The sequence below is a fragment of the Rugamonas sp. genome (assembly GCF_025354735.1).
GTDB lineage: Bacteria > Pseudomonadota > Gammaproteobacteria > Burkholderiales > Burkholderiaceae_D > Rugamonas.
Window position 1 is genome coordinate 23,638 of sequence record NZ_JANXMI010000148.1, and the last position, 23,019, is coordinate 46,656.

17 protein-coding genes are annotated in these 23,019 nt (G+C 66.7%); 7 read left to right on the forward strand and 10 right to left on the reverse strand.

Annotation, left to right across the window (positions count from 1 at the left end):
- Complete coding sequence (locus tag Q0S71_RS12360) at positions 1 to 2,394, forward strand: ATP-binding protein (RefSeq protein ID WP_295995714.1); 2,394 nt, start codon at positions 1 to 3, stop codon at positions 2,392 to 2,394.
- A 73-nt stretch (positions 2,395 to 2,467) separates the two neighbouring features.
- Here Q0S71_RS12360 and Q0S71_RS12365 read toward each other — a convergent pair whose 3' ends face one another.
- The 6 genes from Q0S71_RS12365 to Q0S71_RS12390 form a co-directional block, all read right to left on the reverse strand.
- Positions 2,468 to 2,971 carry a hypothetical protein gene (locus Q0S71_RS12365; protein ID WP_295995716.1) on the reverse strand — a complete coding sequence of 168 codons (504 nt, stop codon included), beginning with the start codon at positions 2,969 to 2,971 and terminating at the stop codon, positions 2,468 to 2,470.
- 96 nt (positions 2,972 to 3,067) lie between these two features.
- On the reverse strand, positions 3,068 to 5,572 hold the full coding sequence (locus Q0S71_RS12370; RefSeq protein WP_295995719.1) for a hypothetical protein: 2,505 nt from the start codon (positions 5,570 to 5,572) through the stop codon (positions 3,068 to 3,070).
- Positions 5,573 to 5,808: 236 nt separating this feature from the next.
- Positions 5,809 to 7,167 carry a diguanylate cyclase gene (locus Q0S71_RS12375; RefSeq protein WP_295995792.1) on the reverse strand — a complete coding sequence of 453 codons (1,359 nt, stop codon included), beginning with the start codon at positions 7,165 to 7,167 and terminating at the stop codon, positions 5,809 to 5,811.
- 158 nt (positions 7,168 to 7,325) lie between these two features.
- Positions 7,326 to 7,499, reverse strand: coding sequence for a hypothetical protein (locus Q0S71_RS12380; RefSeq protein WP_295995722.1), 174 nt, complete (start codon positions 7,497 to 7,499; stop codon positions 7,326 to 7,328).
- A 105-nt stretch (positions 7,500 to 7,604) separates the two neighbouring features.
- Positions 7,605 to 8,798 carry a PLP-dependent aminotransferase family protein gene (locus Q0S71_RS12385; protein ID WP_295995725.1) on the reverse strand — a complete coding sequence of 398 codons (1,194 nt, stop codon included), beginning with the start codon at positions 8,796 to 8,798 and terminating at the stop codon, positions 7,605 to 7,607.
- Positions 8,799 to 8,932: 134 nt separating this feature from the next.
- Positions 8,933 to 9,394, reverse strand: a complete 462-nt coding sequence (locus Q0S71_RS12390; protein WP_295995728.1) for a RidA family protein — start codon at positions 9,392 to 9,394, stop codon at positions 8,933 to 8,935.
- A gap of 211 nt (positions 9,395 to 9,605) precedes the next feature.
- Here Q0S71_RS12390 and Q0S71_RS12395 point away from each other — a divergent pair, with 211 nt between their 5' ends.
- The 5 genes from Q0S71_RS12395 (at position 9,606) to htpG (ending at position 17,968) form a co-directional block, all read left to right on the forward strand.
- Complete coding sequence (locus tag Q0S71_RS12395) at positions 9,606 to 9,992, forward strand: hypothetical protein (protein ID WP_295995730.1); 387 nt, start codon at positions 9,606 to 9,608, stop codon at positions 9,990 to 9,992.
- Positions 9,993 to 10,064: 72 nt separating this feature from the next.
- Entirely contained in the window at positions 10,065 to 11,420 is a 1,356-nt protein-coding gene (locus Q0S71_RS12400; protein ID WP_295995732.1) for a TolC family protein, read from the forward strand.
- Entirely contained in the window at positions 11,417 to 12,802 is a 1,386-nt protein-coding gene (locus Q0S71_RS12405) for an efflux RND transporter periplasmic adaptor subunit (RefSeq protein WP_295995734.1), read from the forward strand. The genes Q0S71_RS12400 and Q0S71_RS12405 overlap by 4 nt, the downstream gene beginning before the upstream one ends.
- Positions 12,799 to 15,960, forward strand: coding sequence for an efflux RND transporter permease subunit (locus tag Q0S71_RS12410; RefSeq protein WP_295995737.1), 3,162 nt, complete (start codon positions 12,799 to 12,801; stop codon positions 15,958 to 15,960). The genes Q0S71_RS12405 and Q0S71_RS12410 overlap by 4 nt, the downstream gene beginning before the upstream one ends.
- 88 nt (positions 15,961 to 16,048) lie before the next feature.
- A complete protein-coding gene (gene htpG / locus Q0S71_RS12415) occupies positions 16,049 to 17,968 on the forward strand; it encodes a molecular chaperone HtpG (protein WP_295995739.1) in 1,920 nt (639 codons plus the stop codon).
- Between the two features lie 64 nt (positions 17,969 to 18,032).
- On the opposite strand, the gene Q0S71_RS27395 is transcribed toward htpG, so the two are convergent.
- The 4 genes from Q0S71_RS27395 to Q0S71_RS12430 form a co-directional block, all read right to left on the reverse strand.
- Positions 18,033 to 18,221 (reverse strand): type II toxin-antitoxin system HicA family toxin, encoded by a 189-nt coding sequence (locus Q0S71_RS27395; protein WP_367185296.1) that lies wholly within the window; start codon positions 18,219 to 18,221, stop codon positions 18,033 to 18,035.
- Complete coding sequence (locus Q0S71_RS12420) at positions 18,218 to 18,481, reverse strand: DUF1902 domain-containing protein (protein ID WP_295995744.1); 264 nt, start codon at positions 18,479 to 18,481, stop codon at positions 18,218 to 18,220. Before Q0S71_RS12420 ends, Q0S71_RS27395 begins: the two co-directional genes overlap by 4 nt.
- A gap of 151 nt (positions 18,482 to 18,632) precedes the next feature.
- The gene (locus Q0S71_RS12425; protein ID WP_295995747.1) at positions 18,633 to 21,029 is read right to left on the reverse strand and encodes a GH92 family glycosyl hydrolase; all 2,397 of its coding nucleotides are present in this window, start codon (positions 21,027 to 21,029) and stop codon (positions 18,633 to 18,635) included.
- A 153-nt stretch (positions 21,030 to 21,182) separates the two neighbouring features.
- Positions 21,183 to 21,335 carry a hypothetical protein gene (locus Q0S71_RS12430; RefSeq protein WP_295995750.1) on the reverse strand — a complete coding sequence of 51 codons (153 nt, stop codon included), beginning with the start codon at positions 21,333 to 21,335 and terminating at the stop codon, positions 21,183 to 21,185.
- Between Q0S71_RS12430 and Q0S71_RS12435 the strand changes: the two genes are divergently transcribed.
- Complete coding sequence (locus tag Q0S71_RS12435; protein WP_295995752.1) at positions 21,328 to 22,902, forward strand: methyl-accepting chemotaxis protein; 1,575 nt, start codon at positions 21,328 to 21,330, stop codon at positions 22,900 to 22,902. The genes Q0S71_RS12430 and Q0S71_RS12435 overlap by 8 nt on opposite strands.
- The last annotated feature ends 117 nt before the right edge of the window (positions 22,903 to 23,019 follow it).

The following is a 23,019-nucleotide window of genomic DNA, read 5'->3' on the forward strand; positions in this document are numbered from 1 at the left end:
TTGAAACTTCATCTCAATATCACTGTCAAACTGATCGCCTATCTGGTCGTCATCAGCGTGCTGCCGCTGATCGTGTTCGCGGCCACCTCGTATGACCTGGTGCGCCATGCCATCATCGGCGTGGCCGGCCAGTACAGCGCCCAGCTGGTGGCCAACCAGCGCGACTACCTGCAATTGCAGATGGAGCAGGTCGAGCGGCTCGCGTCCAGCATCGCCAGCATCGAGGACATCAGCGCCGTCGCCGTCAAGACCGACGCCGCCGCCGGCGCCCACAATCCCTACGACGAGCTGGCGACGCAGGCGGCGATCCGCCAGAGCCTCAACACCTACGCCGCCTCGAAGGGCATCGTCTCGATCGACATGTACACGGCCGGGGGCAGCCGCTTCTACGTCGGCGACACGCTCACCATCGCGCCGGTGGACGAGGCCACGCGCTTGCGCCTGTACCGGGCCGGCGTGGCCTCGGCGGCGCCGCTGCGCTGGCTGGGCGTCGAGGATAATCTGAACGGCGCGTCGACCAGCCGCAAGGTGCTGACGGCGCAGAAAATCATCCAGCGCTATGTGCCGCAGCTGCGCGCCTCGCAGCCGGTCGGCATGCTGCTGATCGATTATTCGACCGCCGTGCTGGCCGACCATTTCAGCCAGGTCGACCTGGGCCACGACGCCTACCTGCTGGTGGCCGACGGCGCCGGGCGGCTGATCTACGCGCCCGACCGCGCCCGTATCGGCACGGCCATGCCGCCCGAGTTGCGCGCGCTGGCCGGCCGCGCCGGCAGCGTGGACCTGTGGCTGGACAGCCGCCAGGCGCTGGTGAGCACGGCCTGCCTGGCCGGCGGCCGGTGGTGCGTGTTCGGCGTGATCCCGCAGCAGACGCTGTTGGCACCGATGCGGCGGCTGACCCAGATCGCCGCCGCGCTGATGCTGGTGTGCTTCGTCGTCATCGCGCTGGCCAGCCGGCTGTTCCAGCGCGCCATGGTCGATCCGATCAAGGCGATCTCGGACGGCTTCCGCCGCATCCAGGCGCGCGCGCAGGTGCTGCCGCTGCCGCTGCCCGACACCGAAGATGAAATTCGCGAGCTGCTGGCCTGGTTCAACGCCTTCCTGGCCACGCTGGCGGCGCAGCAGCGCTACGAGGAGGAGCTGGTCGAGAGCGAGCGCAAATTCTCCAGCATCTTCCAGTTGACGCCGATTCCGCTCGGCCTGGTGCGCATTTCCGACGGCCTGTTCGTCGACGTCAATGATTTCTGGCTGACGCAATTCGAATACGCACGCGAGGAGGTGATCGGCCACACCTCGGTCGAATTCAATATGTGGGACGATCCGCGCGACCGCGCCCGCATGCTCGAACAGCTCAAGGAACACCAGGTCGTGCTGCGGCTGGAGGCCAATCACCGCACCCGCAGCGGGCGCGTGCTCACCTGCCTGTTGTCGGGCCGCCCGTTCGAATTCCGCGGCCAGATGACGCTGATTTTTTCCATCATCGACATCACGCGCCAGCGCCAGATCGAACAGGAAATCCGCGAAGCCAATCAGCAGCTGGAGTCGCGCGTGCGTTCGCGCACCGTCAAGCTGGAACAGGCCAACGAGGAACTGGCCGATGCCATGGCGTCGCTCACGCGCACCAAGAACGAGTTGGTGCGCTCGGAAAAAATGGCGGCCCTCGGTTCGCTGGTGGCCGGCATCGCGCATGAACTCAATACGCCGATCGGCAACAGCGTCACCGTGGCCAGCACGCTGCACGAGCTGACGCGCGAGATGCTGGCGGCGATGGCCGGCGGCGGCGTCAAACGCAGCGCCGTCATCGACTACTTCGACGCCGTCGACAAGGGCAGCGAAATATTGGGCCGCAACCTGTCGAGCGCCAGCGAATTGATCACCACCTTCAAGCAGGTCGCGGCCGACCAGGCCAGCAGCCAGCGCCGCCGCTTCGACCTGAAGGAGACGCTCGAAGGCGTGGTGGCGACGCTGCTGCCGATGTATAAAAAGAGCGGCCACGTTTTGCGTTTCGAGGTGCCGGCCGGGATCTGGATGGACAGCTACCCCGGTCCGCTGGGCCAGGTCGTGACCAACTTCGTCACCAATGCGCTGGCCCACGCCTTCCAGGGGCGCGACGGCGGCACCATGACGCTGAGCGCGCGCCGGCTCGACGGCGGCGCCGTGGAAATCGCCTTCCGCGACGACGGCGCCGGCATCCCGGAACAACACCAGCCGCGCGTGTTCGATCCCTTTTTCACCACCCGGCTGGGACAGGGCGGTTCCGGCCTCGGTTTGAACATCGTCTACAACATCGTCACCGGCCTGCTGGGCGGGACCATCCGGCTCGAATCGACGGTCGGCGGCGGCACCGTGTTCACGATCGTGTTGCCGCTGTCGGCCAGCGTCGCCGGGGCCTGAGTCTGAGCTTGAGACTGAGTCTGAGTCTGAGCCTGGCATGGAGCTGAGGGGTGGCGTGCGGCGTGCGCCGGGCTTATTTGCGGACCGGCTGCGGCAGCGCGTCGATGGTGCGCTGACCGGCGCCGGTCTGGCCGGCGACGGCGTGGCCGGCGGCGCTCGACGCCGCCTGATTCAACACGACACCGAAGATGGCGCCGCTGCGCAGTGCGGCCGTGTCGACATCGACCACGTCGGCGGAGATCAGGCAGCTGGCCCGCCGCAGCACGGTGACGTGCGCGTCGAGTTCGACCGTTTGGCCGGCCTTTAATTCGCGCACCAGCTGTTGCGTCTCGGCGGCCGCGATGCGGGCGCACGGCGGCGCGCGGAACGTGACGCGGGCGCTGCCGGCGTCGCGGACGGGCTGGAATGACAGGTGGACGGTGACGGTCTGGCCGGCGGCGGGCCGCAAGCCGGAACTGCTCAGCGTTCCCGGCGTCGGCGTGCCCATGCCGCCGCCGCCGGCATGGGCGGTCGCCGCCAGCGACAGATAGATAGCGGCGGCGATGGCGGGTCGGGATGAGTGGATGGACGATTTCATCGGCGCGCTTTCAAAAAAGTGGAACGGCCGGCGCGGCGTTCGCGGACCACGGTGGCTTGCCGTCACCGTAGCCCGGGATCGCCGCGCTGTCAAAGCCTAGTTGCAGCTCAGCGCGCCGGGTGGCGCGTAGGGGAACTGGTTCAGCAGCGTGACGAGGCCACGGAAATTGTCGCCGGCCTGCGCGTCCCACGACGAATACTTCAGGCACTGCCACTGGGCGAGGAAGTCGACCAGGTCGGCGCCGGCGTAGCCGCCGTCATGGCTCCTGCCTTTGAGCGCTTGCAGCGTGGCGAAGGTGGCGTCGGGATTGTGGATCACGTCGGTGACGGTCAGCGTGGCGCTGACGGCGCGGCTGTCGCGCGGCGTGTCGGCCAGGTCCCACAGCACGGCGGTGACGGTCGCTTCCGACACCAGTCCCGCCGCCGAGCCGTCCGAGGTGCCGACGGGGACGTTCGCTGCCACCGTTTCGACGTTGAACGTGAACGTGAACGCGCCGGCGGCGTTGGTGTCGATGTACTGGGGGCTTTGCAGCAGCCACTGGCCGAAGAAGGTGGCGCTGCCTTCGGACCAGGCCAGCGTCGGCGCGACGGCGCTGGTCAGCGCGTGCGCATCGCCCGAGCGCACGTCCTTCGACAGCATGTGCATATAGAAGTGGCCGAATTCGTGGGCCAGCACCGAGTCATCGTATTCGTCGCTGTCCTGCGGGGTCGAGAGCACGTAGATGGAATTGTCGGCGGGGTCGTAGCAGCTGGCGGCGCCGCTGCCGCAGGTGGCCACGCCGGCGGCCCAGCGCCACGTCAGCTTCGGCAGCGCCACGGTGCTGTGCAACCGCACCTGGCGGTAGGCGTTGACGCCGACGTCGAAGATGTTGAACGCTTCGGCGAAGGAGCCGCCGCGCCGCGCCGCCAGCACCACGGCGGTGGCGTTGGGCGTGGCGGCGGCGTTGACGATGGCGCTGCGCAGCGCGTAGAGGGCGCCGCCGGCGTCGACCACCTGCTGTTTCAGGCTGGCCGAGTCCTGGTTGGCGCTGACCTTCACATAATAATTGTCGCGCGCGGCCATCGCGAAGGTCAGCGCGTAGCGGCCGTTTTCATCGGTCTCGCCGCTGGCCAGCACGGCGTCGTTGGAGGACTGGTGCACTTCGACGAGCGCATGGCGGATCGGCAGCTGCCGCGCCGTCGGCGACAGGCCACTGGTGGTCGGCACATAGTCGTCATAGGTGGCGTTGCCGCTGACGGTCAGGCCGGCGCAGGCGCTGTAGGCCAGCGTGGCGATGGTGCGGCCGGCGCCGGCGTCGCCCTCGTCGTCCTCGCCCGGCGCGAACACGCCGTTATAGGTGCTGGCGCCGCCGCAGCCGGTGATGCGCACCGTGTACGGAATCGGCGTGGCGACGCCGCAGGCGCTCCAGTAGTCGACCCGCACCACGTAGTTGCCGGCGGCCGGCGGCGTGGCGTTCGACCACACCACGTTTTCGTTGTTGACGTTGTCGATGGCGCAGCCGGCGTTGCTGTCGAGGTCCAGCGCGCCGTGGCTGCTGTCGCTGGGGTTAGCATAATAAATTTCCTCGTTGGCCGGCGTGACGACGTGCAGGTCGAGGTCGACCGGGGCGCCCCACGACAGCGACACCTGTATCGGTCCGCTGCCGACGGCCTGGAAGGTGACTGGCAGCGTGGACGGCGCGCTGACGGTGCCGTCGGGCGCCATCAGGCGCACGGTGGCCTGGGCCGTGCCGCTGGCGTCGGCGGCGGCCAGCACGGCCGGCAGGTGGGCGCCCAGGGCGGATTTGGCGTGGCGCGGCGCGACCAGGTGCCGGGCGGCGGCCAGCCGGCGCGCGGCCGGGTCGGCGTGGAGCAGGGCGGCGCCGGCCTCGATATTGGTGATGAAGTCGGCGCTGGCCGTCAGGTCGATGCGCACCACGCCGGCGGCGGCGTCGACGACGGTGGTCGGCACCACGTAGTAGCCGGGCACGCCGTCGATCTGGACGATGGCCTTGGCGGCCTGGCCGGCGTCGCTGGCGGTGATGAACATGGACGCGGCGCCGCCGTTGATGACCGATTGCGGCAGGCTGACGGCCTTGATGGCGACCGTGGCGCCGGGCGGGAAGGTGACGTCGCCGCTGGGCACATAGGTGCCGCCGACGAAGCTCAAGCCCTGGCCCGGCAGGTTTTTGGGGGCGATGGTGAATTCGTTGGTGTAGGCGCGGGTGCCGCTGGCGTCGGTGACTCTGGCGGCGATCTGGCACAGGCCGCCGCTGCCGACGCTGGCGGTCTGGGTCAGGCTGGCGCCGTTGACGGTGGCCGCCGCCAGGGCGCCGCAGCCGCCGCCGGACACGCTCAGCACGATGGCGCTGGCGCCGGTTTTGGCCACCGTCACCGTCACCGCTTCGCCGGGCAGCGGCGCGACGTCCGACAGCGTCACCACCGGCAGGTCCGAGGCGCCGGCCAGCTTGATTTCGCCCGCCGGCCCGACCGCCGGGGGCGCCACCGGGATGGGCGGGCTGCTGGGACCGCCGCCGTCGCAGCCGCCCAGCAAGCCGAGCGCGCCGAGCGCACAACATAGGACCAGGCGCCGCGCGGGCGCGCCGCCGGGTAGGCACCGCATGAATGAAATAGCCATCTTGCACCCCTGTCTGGAAACGTCGATCGCGCAGCGGCGCCGCGATGCCGCGGGCACCGGGTCGATGGCGATCATGGTTTGGGAAAGGCGGCCGACAGCGCCGCCGCGAAAGCGAGGCTCAATCTTTATCGGGAAGGGCGGGGCTGGTGTTGCGTTTGAACAAGAGGGGGCGATTCAAGGCGGCGCGGCGACTGTCGGCCATGGCCGCCGCGGTGATGCGGCTAACGCGCCACCAGCGCCTTGACCGCTCCCACGGCATGGCTGCCCGGCGCGCTGGTGCGGACCTGGTTGCGGCCACCTTCCTTGGCCACGTACATGGCGCGGTCGGCGGCCACGAACAGGGTCTCGGTGTTGTCCAGCTGGTGCGGCCGTATCGTCGCCACGCCGATGCTGACCGTGATCCACGGCGACGTCAGCGAACGCGGATGGGGCAGATTCAGTGCCTCGATGTCGGCGCGGATGGACTCGGCCAGCAACTGGGCCGCGTCGGCGTCGGTCTCGGCGAACAGCAGCACGAATTCCTCGCCGCCGTAGCGCGCCGCCAGGTCGGTCTGGCGCGCCGCGTGCGACGCGATGGACTGCGCCACCTGCTGCAAACAGGCGTCGCCGGCCTGGTGGCCCAGGGTGTCGTTGTAAAGCTTGAAGTGGTCGACGTCGAGCACCACCAGCGACAGCGGCTGGCCGCTGCGCATCGAGCGCTGCCACTCTTTTTCGAGGAAGCTGTCGAAGTGGCGCCGGTTGGCGATCTTGGTCAGCGGGTCGATCATGGCGGCGCGCTGCAAGGCGTCCTCGGACTGCTTGTGGTGGGTGATGTCGTGCAGCAGGCCGATGAACAGCGGCTGGCGCAGATACATCGGCGTCAGCGTCAAGTCCATGCACACCGAGCTGCCGTTGCGGTGCCGGATGATGACCTCGCGCGTGCCGTGGCTGTGGGCGGTCTCCGGGCTGGCCGCGTAGCGCGCGAAATAATCGAGGTACTCCTGCGCCACCAGGGGATTGAGCAAGTCCGACAGCGTGCGCCCGGCCAGCTCGTTTTCGCGGAAGCCCAGGTATTTGTCGCAGGCCGGATTGGTGAACTGGATGCGGCCGTCGGCCTCGATGATGAGCAAGCCCTCGGCCATGTTGTTGACGATGGTGCGCAGGCGCTCGGCCTGTTCCTGCTGGGTCTCGCTGTTGACGCGGATTTGCAGCTGCGTGCGCACGCGGGCGCACACTTCGGCCAGGCGCAGCGGCTTGCTGAGGTAGTCGACGGCGCCGAGGTCGAAGCCGGCCACCACGTCTTCGGTGTCGGTCCTGGCGCTCATGAAGATGACGGGGATGCGCTGGGTCGCCGTATGGCTTTTCAGCTGGCGGCAGGTTTCCAGGCCATCCATGCCGGGCATGACGATGTCGAGCAGGATCAGGTCGGGATGGACGCGGCGCGCGATCTTCAGCGCCCGTTCGCCGGTGGTGGCGACGAAGGTTTGATAGCCCTGTTGCGTCATCATCTTGCGCAGCACGCTCAGGTTGGCGGGGGCGTCGTCGACGATCAGGACGGCGGCGTCGCGTCGCGGGGCAAAGCTCAGACCGCCAGCTGTCATTGCAGATCGCCTTGTATCGAGCGGTGACCGGGGACGAGCGTGAACGCCGGGCCGGGTGGGGCGGAACGGGTCCGGAGGGCGGCGCTGACGGGCTTGTGGTCAACGAAGATTTTTGCGCGAGCGTACAAAGGCGGGCCTAATCGAAAGTAACTATCCGTTCAAATCATACCGCTTTGCCCGCCCCGGAGGTGAAAATAAATGCGCGGGCTTTTCGATGCAAACGCCGCCGCCATGCGCTTTTGCGATTGTTGCAGACCACTTGCCCGGGATTGGTATTGCTTTTGGGTGGACTTGTTACTTTTGGTGATAATGCTTGGGTGCGAGGTGGTCAAGCGCGGGTCAAGAGCGTTGTCCTGAACAGGAGCGCTGTTGTATTTTGGCCGCATGGAGTGGCGGCGGGGAAGGGCGTGGACGCGGGCGCGTCCACGCGGACGGCATTACAGCTTGGCGGTGATCAGCTTGCCGAGGATGGCGATGCCGGTGCGGATGCGCTCCGGCGACACCGTCACGAAGGACAGGCGCAGCGTGTTCGTTTCCGGCGCGTTGGCGTAGAACGGCGAACCGGGCACGAAGGCCACCTTGTGGGCGATCGCTTCATCGAGCAGCTTCATGGCGTCGATATGCTTGGGCAGCGTGACCCAGATGAACATGCCGCCCTCGGGCCGGGTCCACTCGACGCCGGCCGGGAAGTGCTGGTCCATCGCCGCGAGCATGCACTGGCACTGGTCGCCGTACAGGGCGCGGATCTCGGGGATGTGGCGGTCGAGGAAGCCGTCCTTGATAACCTGGTGCACCACCATCTGCGTCAGCTGCGAGGTGTGCAGGTCGGCCGCCTGCTTGGCCAGCTCCAGCCGGCGCACCAGCGGCAGCGGCGCCACCACGTAGCCGAGGCGGATGCCGGGCGTGAGCACCTTGGAGAAGGAACCCATGTAGATCACGCCGTCCGGATTCATCGCCACCATCTTCGGCAGCGGCGCGCCCTGGTAACTGAGGGAGCCGTAGGGATCGTCCTCGATCAGCGGCAGGCCGAGGCGGGCGCATTTTTCCACCAGCTGCACGCGGCGCTCGGCCGACAGCGTGCGGCCGGTCGGGTTCTGGAAGTTCGGCAGCGCGTACAGCAGGCGCGCGCCTTCGGCCACGGCGTCGAGCGAGTCCGGCACCAGGCCGTGGTCGTCGGTGTCGACCGAGACGAACTTCGGCCGGTAGACCGAGAACGCCTGCAAGGCGCCCAGGTAGGACGGCGTTTCCACCAGCACGCGGCTGCCCTCGTCGATCAGCACCTTGCCCAGCAGGTCCAGCGCCTGCTGCGAGCCGGACGTCATCAGCACCTGTTCCGGCACGATCTTGCCGCCGTCGGTCGACAGCGAGTCGGCGATCCACTGGCGCAGCGGCAGGTAGCCGTCGGTCGGGCCGTACTGCAAGGCGACCTTGCCGGACTCGGTCAGCACCTTGTCGAAGGCGATCTTCATTTCCTCGACCGGGAAGGTGGCCGGCGACGGCAGGCCGCCGGCGAAGGAGATGATTTCCGGCTGCTGCGTGATCTTCAGGATTTCGCGGATGAAGGAGCTTTGCAGCTGGTCGGCGCGTTCGGCGAAACGCCATTGCATCGGGTGGGGATGTTCGATTTTCATACAGGTCTCACAGGAGGGAAGCCGGGCTGGCCCGGTCTAGGCAAGCGCGCTGGTGGCGGCGCCGGAAAAAACGGCGCCGCGGGGTGGCCGCGTTGGCGCCGCCGATAATTTAGCGACTACGTTAGATGACTACGTTAAGCGACTTCGACGACCATGTCGATTTCGACGCAGCAGCCGAGCGGAATCTGGGCCACGCCGAAGGCCGCGCGCGCGTGCTTGCCGGCGTCGCCGAAGACCTGGCCGAACAATTCGGAGGCGCCGTTGGTGACCAGGTGCTGGTCGGTGTAGTCGGGCGTGGAGTTCACCAGGCTGGTGAGCTTGACGATGCGGCGCACTTTGTTCAAATCGCCGCCGACGGCTTCCTGCAAGGTGCCCATCAACGCCACGGCCACCGAGCGCGCCGCCGCCTGGCCTTCTTCGGTGCCGATGTTTTTGCCGAGCTGGCCGACCCACGGCGAACCGTCGGCCTTGCGGGCGATGTGGCCGGAGATGAAAATCAGATTGCCGCTCTGGACGTACATCACGTAGGCGGCGACGGGCGCGGCCGGCGGGGTCAGGGTGATATCGAGCGCTTTGAGTTGTTCGTAAACAGACATGGGAGATCCAAAAAAGAGTGTCGACGGTGCGACGGAGGTTGGTGGATGGGCGCGGCGGCCAGTGCGTCATTGTACGTCCTGCGGCAGCGCCCCGCCCACTGATGAGGCCGAATACTGTATGGTTTTGCGGCCAGTTTGTGGCGGTTTAATGTCTTTTGGCGCCCCGGCGCGGGCGGCGCGTCCACGGCGCCATGCTATCATCGTTGCCATCATGAAATTGACCCGGTCCAGCCGCTTCGTCGCGGCCTTAGTCACGCTGTTCTGCCTGCTGTTTACACAGCTGGCGGTGGCGGCCTACGCCTGCCCGCAACTGCCGACGCTCGGTCATGCCGGCATCTCCATGCAGAATATGCCCGGCTGCGCCGGCATGGATGTCGACCAACCCAATCTGTGCGCGGCCCACTGCGATGCGGCGCATCAGTCGCTCGACACCGCCGCCGCCCCGCAAGTGATGCCCTTCATCGCCTGTCGGCTGGCGCTGGTGCTGTCTGCCGGCGCGCCGGCGTTGTCGGACTCGACCGGGTCGGACGCTAGGGCGCCGTTGAGCCATGCCACATCGCCACCGCTCGCCATCCGGCACTGCTGTTTGCGCATTTAATCCTCCCGATCGCCTGGTTCGCCGCCGCGCCTTGAGCGCCGGCGGCGTGGTCCGTCGCTATCTGGAGTCTTCATGTCATCACCCATCGTTTTTCCCGTTCAAGGGCAGGGCTTGCGCCTGTCCCTGTCCCTGTCTCGCCTCATGCTGGCGCTGGTGGTCACAGCCATGGCCGCCGCGACATGCGCCGCGCCCGCCTTCGGCGACACGCCCGAATTGACCCTGCCGCAGGCCCAGCAGCTGGCGGTGCAGCGTTCGCGTCAACTGGCCGGCAGCGACCATGCCGCCGATGCGGCGCGCCAGATGGCGGTCGCGGCCGGCCAGTTGCCCGATCCGGTGCTCAAGGCCGGCATCGACAATCTTCCCGTCAGCGGCGCCGACCGCCTCAGCGTGGGGCAGGATTTCATGACCATGCGCCGGCTGGGGGTGTCGCAGGAATTGACGACGGCCGGCAAGCGCCGGCTGCGCGCCGAAATTTACGAACTGGAGGCCGACAAGGCCATGGCGGCCAAGGCGTCGGCCGCCGCCGCCATCGAACGCGACACCGCCCTCGCTTGGCTGGACAGTTATTTCACGCGGCGCATGGCCGCGGTGATCGCCGACCAGATCACGCAGGCCCGCAACGAAATCGAAGCGGCCGAAGGGGCTTATCGTGCCGGCCGCGCCGGACAGGCCGACGTGTTCGCCGCGCGCGCCGCCCTGATCGCCGTGGAGGACCGCGCCGACGAGATCGGGCAGCGCGGCCGTCGTGCGGCGGCCATGCTGGCGCGCTGGACCGGCGGCGCCGGCGTCGCGGCGCTGGCGGCGGTGCCGCCCATCGACAGCATCAGCCTCGACCCCGCCATGGCCGACAGCGCGCTCGATCACCATCCCGACATCGCCGTGCTGGCGCGCCAGGAAGCCATCGCGCAGGCCGAGGCCAGGCTGGCCGATGCGAACCGGACGCCCGACTGGAGCGTGGAGCTGGCGTTCCAGCAGCGCGGCCCGGCCTATTCCAATATGGTCTCGATCGGCGTATCGGTGCCGCTGCAATGGGACCGCAAGAATCGTCAGGACAGGGAATTGTCGGCCAAGCTGTCGATGGCGCAGCAGGCCACGGCGGAGCGCGAGGAAATGCTGCGCGCCCATGCGGCGGAAATCCGCAGCTGGATCATCGAATGGCAAGGCGACCGCGCGCGCCACGCCCGCGATGAACAGCAGTTGCTGCCGCTGCTGCATGAGCGCACGGCGGCGACGCTGGCGGCTTACCGTGGCGGCAAGGCGGCCTTGAGCGACGTGCTGGCCGCGCGCCGCTCCGAGCTCGACGCGCAGTTACAGCTGCTCCAGTTGCAGGCCGAGGTGGCGCGGCTGTGGGCGCAGCTCAACTTCCTCATCCCGACCAATAGCGGCGCCGTCCACACACCGGACACCATCGACAAGGACGCACCATGAAACTGAGTAAATCGGCCGCCGCCATGCTGATCGTGGCGCTGGCCGCCGGCTACGGCTTGTACTGGACCGGCTTGCAGCGCGGACGCGCCGTGCCGGCATCGGCGTCGGCGACGCCGAATGCCGCCGCGACGGCAAACAAGAAGCCCTTGTACTGGCACGATCCGATGTATCCGGCGCAAAAATTCGACAAGCCGGGCAAGTCGCCCTTCATGGACATGCAGCTGGTGCCGGTGTTTGCCAGCGATGGCGATGGCGATGGTGGCCACGGCGGCGTCGGCATCAGTCCGGACATGCAGCAAAATCTCGGCGTGCGCACCGCCGCCGTCGTGCGCGGCGCGCTGGCGCAATCGGTGGTGGCGGTCGGCAGCGTGGCCTACGACGAGCGCGCCGTCGCGCTGGTGCAGGCGCGCAGCAACGGTTACGTGGAGCGGCTTTACGTGAAGGCGCCGTTCGATACCGTCAAAGAAGGCCAGCCGCTGCTGGCCCTGTATGTGCCGGACTGGGTCGCCGCGCAGGAGGAGTTCCTGAGCGCGCGGCGCTTGCAGGGCGGCGGCGCCGAGGACCTGGTCGACGCGGCGCGCCAGCGCATGCGGTTGGCGGGCATGAACGATGAGCAGATCCGCCAGGTCGAGACCAGCGCCGTGGTGCAGGCGCGCGTCACGGTGGCGGCGCCGGCCGGCGGCGTGGTGTCCGAGCTCGATGCGCGGGTTGGCATGACGGTGGCGGCCGGCACGCCGCTGTTGCGCATCAACGGCCTGGCCACGGTCTGGCTGCTGGCCGACGTCGCCGAGGGCGCGGCCGCCCGCGTGCAGCCGGGCGCCACCGTCGAGGCGCGCGCGCCGGCGCTGCCCGGCGTGGTCTTCAAGGGCCGCATCAACGCCATCCTGCCGCAGGTCGATGCCGCCACCCGCACGCTCAAGCTGCGCATCGAGCTGGCCAATCCCGGCGCGCGTCTGCTGCCCGGCATGTTCACCACGGTGACGGTGACGCCGGCCGACAGCCGCGAGGTACTGCTGGTGCCGAGCGAGGCGGTGATCCAGACCGGCACGCGCAGCGTCGTCATGATGGCGCAGCCGCACGGACAATTCCTGCCGGTGGACGTGGAAACCGGCGCCGAGGCGAATGGGCAAACGGAAATCCGGCGCGGACTGGCGCTGGGCCAGCAGGTGGTCGTGTCCGGCCAGTTCCTGATCGATTCCGACGCCAGCCTGCGCGGCACGGCCACGCGCATGAACGCGGCGCCGGCAGGCGCAACGCCAAGCACGGCGCCGCCCACATCGCCCACATCGCCCACACCGCCCACAGCACCCGCACCGCCGATATCGTCCACAGCGCCCGCACCGCCGGCGCCCCGTGCCAACGCCGAAGGAGCGGCGCGATGATCGCCCGACTGATACGCTGGTCCATCGGCAATCGCCTGCTGGTGCTGCTGGCCAGCGTGGCGCTGGCGGCGTGGGGCGCGTGGGCGGTGGCGCGCGCCCCGCTCGACGCCTTGCCCGACCTGTCGGATGTGCAGGTCATCATCCGCACCAGTTATCCGGGCCAGGCGCCGCAGCTGGTCGAGAACCAGGTCACCTATCCGCTCACCACCACCATGCTGTCGGTGCCGGGCGCGAAAACGGTGCGCGGCTATTCCTTCTTCGGCGACTCCTATGTCTACGTGCTGTTCGACGACGGCACCGATCCCTATTGGGCCCGTTCGCGCGTGCTCGAATATCTGAACCAGGTCCAAGCGCGCCTGCCCAGCGGCGCGCGCGCCGCGCTCGGCCCGGACGCCACCGGCGTCGGCTGGGTCTACGAATATGCGCTGACCGACCGCAGCGGCAAGATGGATTTGTCGCAGCTGCGCGCGCTGCAGGACTGGTTCCTCAAATACGAGTTGAAGACGGTGCCCAATGTGGCCGAAGTGGCCAGCATAGGCGGCATGGTGAAGCAGTACCAGATCGTGCTGGACCCGGAACGGATGCGCGCCTACGGCATCTCGCACGGCAGGGTGATCGACGCCGTGCAGCGCGCCAACCAGGAAAGCGGCGGCGCGGTGGTCGAGATGGGCGAGGCCGAATACATGGTGCGCGCCTCGGGTTATCTGCAATCGCTGGACGACTTCCGCAAGATCGGGCTGAGCGCCGACGGCGCCGGCGTGCCCGTCACGCTGGGCGACGTGGCGCGGGTGCAGCTCGGGCCGGAGATGCGGCGCGGGATCGCCGACCTGAATGGCGAGGGCGAAGTGGCGGGCGGCGTCATCATCATGCGCTCGGGGAAAAACGCGCTCGACACCATCGCCGCCGTGAAGGCCAAGCTGGCACAACTCAAGGCCGGCCTGCCGCCCGGCGTGGAGCTGGTGCCGGTGTACGACCGCTCGCAGCTGATCGGGCGCGCGGTCGACCACCTCCAGCGCAAGCTGCTAGAGGAATTCATCGTCGTCGCGCTGGTGTGCGGCCTGTTCCTGTTCCATGTGCGCTCGGCGCTGGTGGCCATCGTGTCGCTGCCGCTGGGGGTGCTGGCGGCCTTCATCATCATGTCCTACCAGGGCGTGAACGCCAACATCATGTCGCTGGGCGGCATCGCCATCGCCGTCGGCGCCATGGTCGACGCGGCCGTCGTCATGATCGAAAACGCCCACAAGCATATCGAAGCGTGGCGCCGCGCGCATCCGGGCCAGACGCTGGCCGGCGACGAGCACTGGCGCGTGATCGGCGACGCCGCCGCCGAAGTGGGACCGGCGCTGTTCTTTTCGCTGCTCATCATCGTGCTGTCCTTCATTCCGGTGTTCACGCTGGAGGCGCAGGAAGGCCGTTTGTTCGCGCCGCTCGCTTACACCAAGACCTATGCGATGGCCGCCGCCGCCGCGCTGGCGGTGACGCTGGTGCCGGTGCTGATGGGGTATCTGGTACGCGGCCGGATTCCCGATGAACTTAGCAATCCGCTCAATCGCGGCCTGATCGCCGCCTACCGGCCGCTGCTCGACATGGTGCTGCGCCGCCCGAAGACCACGCTGGCCGTGGCCGCGCTGATCGCGCTGGCCACGGTCTGGCCGCTGTCGCGCCTGGGCGGCGAATTCATGCCGCCGCTCGACGAGGGCGACCTGCTCTACATGCCGTCGGCCTGGCCCGGCATCGGCATCGGCAAGGTGGCGCAGCTGTTGCAGCAGACCGACCGTTTGATTAAAACCGTGCCGGAGGTGCAAAGCGTGTTCGGCAAGGCCGGCCGCGCCGACTCGGCCACCGACCCGGCGCCGCTGGAAATGTTCGAGACCACCATCCAGTTCAAGCCGCGCGGCCAGTGGCGGCCCGGCATGACGCCGGAGCGGCTGGTCGCGGAGCTGGACCGCGTGGTGCGGGTGCCGGGCTTGTCGAATCTGTGGGTGCCGTCCATCCGCAACCGCATCGACATGCTGGCCACCGGCATCAAGAGCCCGGTCGGCGTCAAGGTCGCCGGCGCCGACTTGCGGCAGATCGACCGCATCGCCGGCGAGATCGAGCGCGTCGTCAAGCAGGTGCCGGGCGTGTCGTCGGCGCTGGCCGAGCGCCTCAATGGCGGGCGCTATATCGACGTGGGGATAGACCGCGGCGCCATCGCGCGCTACGGCATGAGCGTGGCCGAGGTGCAGAGCGTGGTCGCCAGCGCGGTCGGCGGCGATAATATCGGCGAGACGGTGGAGGGCTTGCAGCGCTTCCCGATCAATCTGCGCTATCCGCGCGAGGTGCGCGATTCGCTCGACCGGCTGCGCGAACTTCCCGTGCTGACCGCGCGCGGCGCGCAGATCCGCCTGGGCGACGTCGCCGCTTTGCGCATCGTCGACGGCCCGGCCATGCTCAAGAGCGAGAACGCGCGCCTGTCCGGCTGGGTGTATATCGACATCGATGGCCGCGACCTCAGTTCCGTGGTGGGCGACATGCAGCGGGCGGTGGCGCGGCAGGTCGCGCTGCCGGCAGGCTATTCGGTGTCGTGGTCGGGCCAGTTCGAGTATCTGCAACGGGCCACGGCGCGGCTGAAGATCGTGGTCCCGGCGACGTTGGCGATTATCTTCGTGCTGCTGTATCTGACCTTCAAGCGGCTCGACGAGGCGCTGCTGATCATGGCCACGCTGCCGTTCGCGCTGGCCGGCGGGGTGTGGCTGCTTTGGCTGCTCGGGCACCGGCTGTCGGTGGCCAGCGGCGTCGGCTTTATCGCGCTGGCGGGGGTGTCGGCCGAATTCGGCGTCATCATGCTGCTCTATCTGAAAAACGCCTGGGAGCCGGGCGGCCGCGCCGACGCCAACGACGCCAGCGGGGCCACCGAGGCGGATTTGATGGCGGCGATACGCGAGGGCGCCGTCATGCGGGTGCGGCCCAAGGCCATGACGGTGGCGGTCATCGTCGCCGGCCTGGTGCCGATCATGATAGGCGCCGGCACCGGCTCGGAGGTGATGCAGCGCATCGCCGCGCCCATGGTGGGCGGCATGGTCACCGCGCCCCTGCTGTCGATGCTGGTGGTGCCGGCGGCCTACCTGCTGATGCGGCGCCGGCGCCGACGCGCGCAAACCCTCCCCACGGCTTGAAATCGCTCTTATAATCCCCACCTGCGTGAAACGCTGTAACTCAAACGTATCACTCACCGTATCAACCAAAGACAAAATAGAGGCAAACATGGCTGACACCGATAAGCAAACAATGGGTTTTCAAGCAGAAGTCAAACAGCTGCTGCAACTGATGATTCACTCGCTGTACTCGAACAAGGAAATTTTCCTGCGCGAGCTCATTTCGAACGCCTCCGACGCGTCCGACAAGCTGCGCTTCGAGGCGATCAACAATGACGCCCTGTACGGCAACGATCACGAACTGAAAATCAAAGTCAGCTTCGACAAGGCAGCGCGCACCATCACGATTTCCGACAACGGCATCGGCATGAGCCGCGACGAGACCATTTCGCACCTGGGCACCATCGCCAAGTCGGGCACCAAGGAATTCTTCGGCAAGCTGTCCGGCGACCAGCAGCAGGACGCGGCCCTGATCGGCCAGTTCGGCGTGGGCTTCTACTCCGGCTTCATCGTCGCCGACAAGATCACCGTCGAAACCCGCCGCGCCGGCGCCGCCGCTTCCGAGGGCGTGCGCTGGGAATCGGCCGGCGAGGGCGATTACACCATCGAGGCGATCGAAAAAACCGCGCGCGGCACCGACATCATCCTGCACCTGCGCGCCGAGGAAGACGAGCTGCTCTCAAGCTGGAAAATCAAGTCCATCATCCGCAAATATTCGGACCATATCTCGCTGCCCATCGTCATGCAGAAAGAGGAGTGGGACGCCGACAAGAGCGAGACCGTGGTCAAGGAAGAGCTGGAAACGGTCAACCAGGCCAGCGCGCTGTGGGCCCGCAACAAGGCCGACATCACACCGGAACAGTACGACGAATTCTACAAGCACGTCTCGCACGACTTCCAGTCGCCGCTGACGCACACCCACAACCGCGTCGAAGGCCGCAGCGAATACACGCAGCTGCTGTACACCCCGGCCAAGGCGCCGTTCGACCTGTGGGACCGCAACAAGCGCGGCGGCATCAAGCTGTATGTGAAGCGCGTCTTCATCATGGACGACGCCGAGCAGCTGATGCCGGCCTACCTGCGCTTCGTGAAAGGAGTGATCGATTCGGCCGACCTGCCGCTGAACGTCTCGCGCGAAATCCTGCAAGAGTCGCGCGACGTCAAGGTGATACGCGACGGTTCGACCAAGCGCGTGATCGGCATGCTGGAAGAATTGGCCAACGCCGACGAGCAGGAAAAGAAGGACAAGTACGCGACCTTCTGGACCGAGTTCGGCCAGGTGCTGAAAGAGGGCATCGGCGAGGACGCGACCAACAAGGACCGCCTGGCCAAGCTGCTGCGCTTCGCCTCGACGCACAACGAGAACGATGCGCAGGCCACGTCGTTCGAGGAGTATGTCGGCCGCCTGAAGGAAGGCCAGGACAAGATCTACTACGTCACGGCCGATAACTACGTCGCCGCGAAAAACTCGCCGCACCTGGAGATCTTCCGCAAGAAGGGCGTGGAAGTGCTGCTGCTGACCGACCGCGTCGACGAGTGGATGCTGTCCTTCCTGACCGAGTTCGAAGGCAAGGAGCTGGTGTCGGTGGCCAAGGGCGGCCTCGATCTGGGCAAGCTGGAAGACGAAGCCGAGAAAAAGGAACACGAGGAGACCGAGACCTCGTATCAGGAGCTGGTCGGCAAAATGAAGGAAGCCCTGACCGACAAGGCCAAGGACGTGCGCGTGACGTTCCGCCTGACCGATTCGCCGGCCTGCCTGGTGGCCGACGAGAATGAATTGTCGGGCAACCTGCTGCGCATGCTGAAAGCCGCCGGCCAGAACGCGCCGGAGTCCAAGCCGATTTTGGAAATCAACCCGAACCACCCGCTGGTGACGCGCCTGAAGTACCAGGACGCCGGCAGCCAGTTCTCGGACTGGGCCCACATCCTGTTCGACCAGGCCTTGCTGGCCGAAGGCGGTTCGCTGAGCGACCCGGCCACCTTCGTCAAGCGCCTCAATGAAATGCTGCTGAGCGGCGCGGCCAAGTAAGCGGCCGGTTTTACGCACAAGTAAAAAGCGCTGCATCGGATAACGATGCGGCGCTTTTTTTCGCTCAGAATTTTGGACTGATGCCCGCCGCTTTCAGGATGGCGTTGGCGGTATGTTTGGACAGGCAGTTGAATGGGACGGAAACGTTTATCTGGCCATTGCTCCAGATTTCATGCGACCCTTTTCCTGCCCGCAGAAAGTAAAATCCCTTTGATCGCAGCTGCTGCACTATCTGTGCATGGTAGCCCTTCATGCATTGCGGAGATTGAGGTCTGCAACGGCGCGGCGCGACGAGCCGTCTTGAATCAGCTCGGCCAGCAGGTCGTCGATGGTGCCATCGATTTCGCGTATCAGTTCGGGAAAGGTGGAGGCTTCGCAGACCAGGCCGGGCAAGTCGTCGCTGGTGGCGACGAAGACGCCGGCTTCATCGTCGCGCAGGACGTTCACGCGCACCTTGAGCGGCAAACCTAAACGGGACAATATCCGCCAGAATGGATAACCGATGCGATACATGATGAGGGCCGGTCAGCGTTGTGTAGCACTTAGTATAGTACTTCGCTGGCCGATCCGGCTTGGCGATGCCTGATGCATCGCAATGGTGATGGCGGCGGACCGCCATGGCGCATGGTTCGCGCGATGACGGCCCGCCGCTGGCTTCACGACCTTAGTGCTGCGCGTCCGACATCGACGGCGGCAGGCTGGCCGCGCCGCTGGCCCAGCTCTTGTTCGGGGTGGCGCGCATGAAGAATTCCAGCGTGCCGCCGGCGGCGATGTCCTTATGCTCGATGTAGCTGCGATCGAGCGGCTTGCCGTTCAGGAGCACGTGGTCGACGTAGAAGTTCTTCTCGCTCAGGTGGTGCGCGGTCATCGTGAACTGCTTGCCGCCGCTGAGCTTCATGGTCGCGTGGTCGACCCGTGGCGTGCCGATTTCGTAGGTCAGATCATTCGGCGCGACCGGATAAAAGCCCATCGCGCTGAAGATGTACCAGGCCGACATCTGGCCGATGTCGTCGTTGCCGGGCAGGCCGTCGGGACGGCTGAAATACATGGTCTGCATCACCTGGTGGATGCGCTCCTGGGTGCGCCACGGCTGGCCGGCGTAGTCGTACAGATAGGCGATGTGGTGACTCGGCTCGTTGCCCTGCACGTACTGGCCGATCAGGCCCGAGATGTCTTCCTGCTCCTGCACCTTGTCTTTACTGACTTCGGTATCGAACAGCTGGTCGAGCCGCTTGACGAATTGCTGCTTGCCGCCCATCAGTTCGATCAGCTTGGCGACGTCGTGCGGCACGTACCACGAATACTGCATCGAGCTGCCCTCGGTGAAGGCGCTGTGTTTTTGCGCCAGCTCCGGGTCGAACGGGGTTTCCCAGCTGCCGTCGGACATGCGGCCGCGCATGAAGCCGACCTTGGCGTCGAACACGTTGCGGTAGTTCTGCGAACGCTTCAGATAATGCTCGTAGTCGGCCTGCTTGCCGAGCGCCTTGGCGAATTGCGCGATGGCGAAATCGTCATACGCGTATTCGGCCGTCTTCGACGACGCTTCGTTTTGCAGGTCGTAGGCGACGTAGCCGCGGTCGATATAGGAATCGAGGCCGGCGAAGTCGCGCCGGTTGGCGGTGTCGGTGACGGCCTGGTAGGCCAGTTCGGCGTCGAAGCCGCGCAAGCCCTTGACGTAGGCGTCGGCGATCACCGACACGGCGTGGTAGCCGATCATGGTGCCGGTCTCGTTGCCGTGGAAAGCCCATATCGGCAGCATGTGCACGGGACTTTGCTGGTAGTGCTCGAGCATCGAGGTAATCATGTCGGCCACCTTGTCGGTCTCGATGTAGGTGAACAGCGGATGAAGCGCGCGGTAGGTGTCCCACAGCGAGAAGATGGTGTAGGTTGGATGGTCGGAATGGTGGATGTTCTGGTCGAGGCCACGGTAGTTGCCGTCGACGTCGTTGTACACCACCGGTCCGAGCACGCTGTGGTACAGCGAGGTGTAGAACATGCTCATGTTCTCCGGCGTGCCGCGCACGTCGAACTTGTTCAACTCCGTCCGCCACTTCTGTTTCGCTTCGGCGCGCACGCGGTCGAAATCGAAGTCCGGCACTTCGGCGGCCAGGTTTTTCAGCGCGCCGTCCGGGCTGACGTAGGAGATGCCGACCTTCAGCACCACCTGTTCGCCGGCCGTGGTCTTGAAGTCGACATAGGCTTTCAGCGCGCGGCCCTGCTGCTCCGGCGCGGTGCTGATTTCGTTGGCGGCGATGGCTTCTTCCTTGGAGCGCGGCATGCGGCCGTAGCGGTGCGTGTCTTCGCGCACCATGCCGAAGCTGTCGAAGGGCCGCGAGAATTTGATGGCGAAGTAAATCGGCTTGAACTTGGCCCAGCCGTTCGTCATGCGGTAGCCGGTGATGGTCTGGTTGTCGACCACGCGCAGGGAGCTCCACAACACCTTGTCTTCCGTGTTGTAGATGGCGTGCGTCAGGTCGATGACGATGTGGGCCTGGTCCGACTGCGGAAAGGTGTAGCGGTGCACGCCGACGCGGGTGCTGGCGCTCATTTCGGCGCGGATGCCGTAGTCCTTCAGGCCGACCGCGTAATAGCCGGGCTGCGCCACTTCGTCGGCGTGGCTGTAGTGGGAGCGGTAGCCTGGCTCGGTATCGTTGCCCGCTTGCAGATGCAGCGCGCCGGTGGTCGGCATGATGAGCAGGTCGCCGAAGTCGGAGTGGCCGGTGCCGCTGAAGTGGGTGTGGCTGAAGCCGAGGATGACCGGGTCTTCGTAGCGGTAGCCGGCGGCCCAGGCGTAGCAGCATTCGGTGAAATTGCCCTTGAAGATGCGGTTGCTGGTGTCGGGACTGAGCTGCACCAGGCCGAAGGGCACCGTGGCGCCGGGGTAGGTGTGGCCTTCGCCGCCGGTGCCTATCATGGGGTTGGCGTAGTCGTAAGGCTCGGCCGGCTTGCCGGCGTGGGCATCGGCGTCGGCGCGGGATGGCGCGGCGGCGAGCGCCAGCAAGGTCGATAATGCTACCCACAAAGGAAGGCGGACGGTTCGGACTTTCTTCAACGCTTGCATGGTTCTCCTAGCTGGTGGCGGGCGCCGGCGCCGGTGGCCGGTCAAAAAAATCGACTAACAGTATCATGTATGACCGGCGCGGGAAATAGCGCCGGGCGCCGTCCGGTCGCTGGGCGCACGCGGCGACACATAGTGCTGGTGGTTTTGTTGCATTTACGTAACAATACCGCCTTTGCGGCGCATGCCCAGCGTGCGACTGCTACCATGGCTGTTCAGGACATGGGGCGGGCCGCCGTCTCTCTCGATGTCCTTCAATATAAGGAGCTGGAAAATGGGTAAGTTGCGGATCGGAAGGTTGTTGGTCATCAGTTTTGGTGCCATGGTGTTGATTTTGGTGGCGCTGGGCATATTGGGCGCGGTCCGTCTCAAGCAGAGCGGCGCGGCGCTCCAGGACATCACCCTGCACCAGGAAGTCAAGGTGGCCCTGACCAACCGCATTCGTCTGACCGCGACGGGGATACTGCTGGAAGTGGAAAACGTGGTGCTGGCGCCGACGACGGCCCAGGCCGACGCCGCCACCGCGCGCATGAACGCAGGCGTCGCCGAAGTGTCGGCCACCTACGACAAGCTCAAGGCGACCGGCCTGGACGCCACCGAAACCAAGTCCTTCGAAGAAGCGGCGGAGCTGCGCAAGCGCTTCCGCGGGTCCTTCACGCACGCGCTGGAAATGCTCGGCGAAGGCAGCCGCGAGTCGGCCGTGCCGCTGCTGTTCGACGAAACGCTGCCGGCGCTGCAAGCGTATCGCGACAAGCTGCAAACCATCATCGACTATCAGGAAAAGAACACCGCGCAGAGCCGCGACGACGCCATCGCCGGCGCCACGTCGGCGCAGCGCTGGATGATCGTCAGCACGCTGCTCGGCGCCGCGCTGGCCGCGCTGGCCTGCTTCCTGGTGCAGCGCTCCGTGACGGGGCCGATCAACCAGGCGCTGGAAATGACGCGCGCCGTGGCCCAGGGCAATCTGTCGAGCCGCAGCCAGTTCGACCCGAGTTCCGACAATGAAGCGAACCGCATGCTCGAAGCGCTCGACCAGATGACGGTGCGGTTGCGCGAAATCGTCGGCGAAGTGCGCATCAGCAGCGACACCATCGCCACCGCCTCGGCCGAAATCGCCGGCGGCAGCATGGACCTGTCGAGCCGCACCGAGCACCAGGCCGGCGCGCTGGAAGAAACGGCGTCGTCGATGGAGCAGCTCACCAGCAGCGTGCGCGACAACGCCAGCAACGCCGGCCGCGCCGACGAACTGGCCGCCAAGGCCACCCGCATCGCCGGCGACGGCGGCAACGTGATCGGCCAGGTGGTCGAGACCATGGGCCACATCGACGCGTCGGCGCGCAAGATCGTCGACATCATCTCCGTCATCGACGGCATCGCCTTCCAGACCAATATTTTGGCGCTGAACGCGGCCGTCGAAGCGGCGCGCGCCGGCGAACAGGGTCGCGGCTTCGCGGTGGTGGCGACGGAAGTGCGCAACCTGGCGCAGCGCTCGGCCACGGCGGCCAAGGAAGTCAAGGCGCTGATCGACGAATCGGTCGCCAACGTCAACGTCGGCAACAAGCTGGTGGCGCAGGCCGGCGGTACGATGCAAAACATCGTTGGCAGCATCGAGGACCTGAGCGTGATCGTGCGCCAGATCGCCGCCACCAGCACCGAGCAGGCCGGCGGCATCGAGCAAATCAACCAGGCCATCGCGGCGATGGACGACGTGACGCAGCAGAACGCGGCGCTGGTCGAGGAAACCGCCGCCGCCGCCAAGTCGCTCAGCGACCAGGGCGAAGTGCTGCAACAGGCCATCGGCGTGTTCACGCTCGACGGCGACGGCGGCCAACGCCCGCACCGCGCCACGCCGGCGCGGCGCTTGATCGCGGCGTAAGCGCGACATAAGCGCGTGGGGTAGGTGGGGTCAGTGGCGTCGGCGCGCGGCGGGGTGATAGCTCGCCGCCCCGTGCATCGGGGTCAGGCTCCGATTTTGACGTCGCCGATTTGAGCC

Bases quoted from the DNA above. Each gene is read 5' to 3' on its own strand.
- Q0S71_RS12365 (WP_295995716.1), bottom strand. From the start codon at position 2,971: ATGAAATCGTCCATCCACTCATCCCGACCCGCCATCGCCGCCGCTATC.
- Q0S71_RS12370 (WP_295995719.1), bottom strand. From the start codon at position 5,572: ATGCGGTGCCTACCCGGCGGCGCGCCCGCGCGGCGCCTGGTCCTATGT.
- Q0S71_RS12375 (WP_295995792.1), bottom strand. From the start codon at position 7,167: ATGACAGCTGGCGGTCTGAGCTTTGCCCCGCGACGCGACGCCGCCGTC.
- Q0S71_RS12385 (WP_295995725.1), bottom strand. From the start codon at position 8,798: ATGAAAATCGAACATCCCCACCCGATGCAATGGCGTTTCGCCGAACGC.
- Q0S71_RS12390 (WP_295995728.1), bottom strand. From the start codon at position 9,394: ATGTCTGTTTACGAACAACTCAAAGCGCTCGATATCACCCTGACCCCG.
- Q0S71_RS12395 (WP_295995730.1), top strand. From the start codon at position 9,606: ATGAAATTGACCCGGTCCAGCCGCTTCGTCGCGGCCTTAGTCACGCTG.
- Q0S71_RS12400 (WP_295995732.1), top strand. From the start codon at position 10,065: ATGTCATCACCCATCGTTTTTCCCGTTCAAGGGCAGGGCTTGCGCCTG.
- Q0S71_RS12405 (WP_295995734.1), top strand. From the start codon at position 11,417: ATGAAACTGAGTAAATCGGCCGCCGCCATGCTGATCGTGGCGCTGGCC.
- Q0S71_RS12410 (WP_295995737.1), top strand. From the start codon at position 12,799: ATGATCGCCCGACTGATACGCTGGTCCATCGGCAATCGCCTGCTGGTG.
- htpG (WP_295995739.1), top strand. From the start codon at position 16,049: ATGGCTGACACCGATAAGCAAACAATGGGTTTTCAAGCAGAAGTCAAA.
- Q0S71_RS27395 (WP_367185296.1), bottom strand. From the start codon at position 18,221: ATGAAGGGCTACCATGCACAGATAGTGCAGCAGCTGCGATCAAAGGGA.
- Q0S71_RS12420 (WP_295995744.1), bottom strand. From the start codon at position 18,481: ATGTATCGCATCGGTTATCCATTCTGGCGGATATTGTCCCGTTTAGGT.
- Q0S71_RS12425 (WP_295995747.1), bottom strand. From the start codon at position 21,029: ATGCAAGCGTTGAAGAAAGTCCGAACCGTCCGCCTTCCTTTGTGGGTA.
- Q0S71_RS12430 (WP_295995750.1), bottom strand. From the start codon at position 21,335: ATGACCAACAACCTTCCGATCCGCAACTTACCCATTTTCCAGCTCCTT.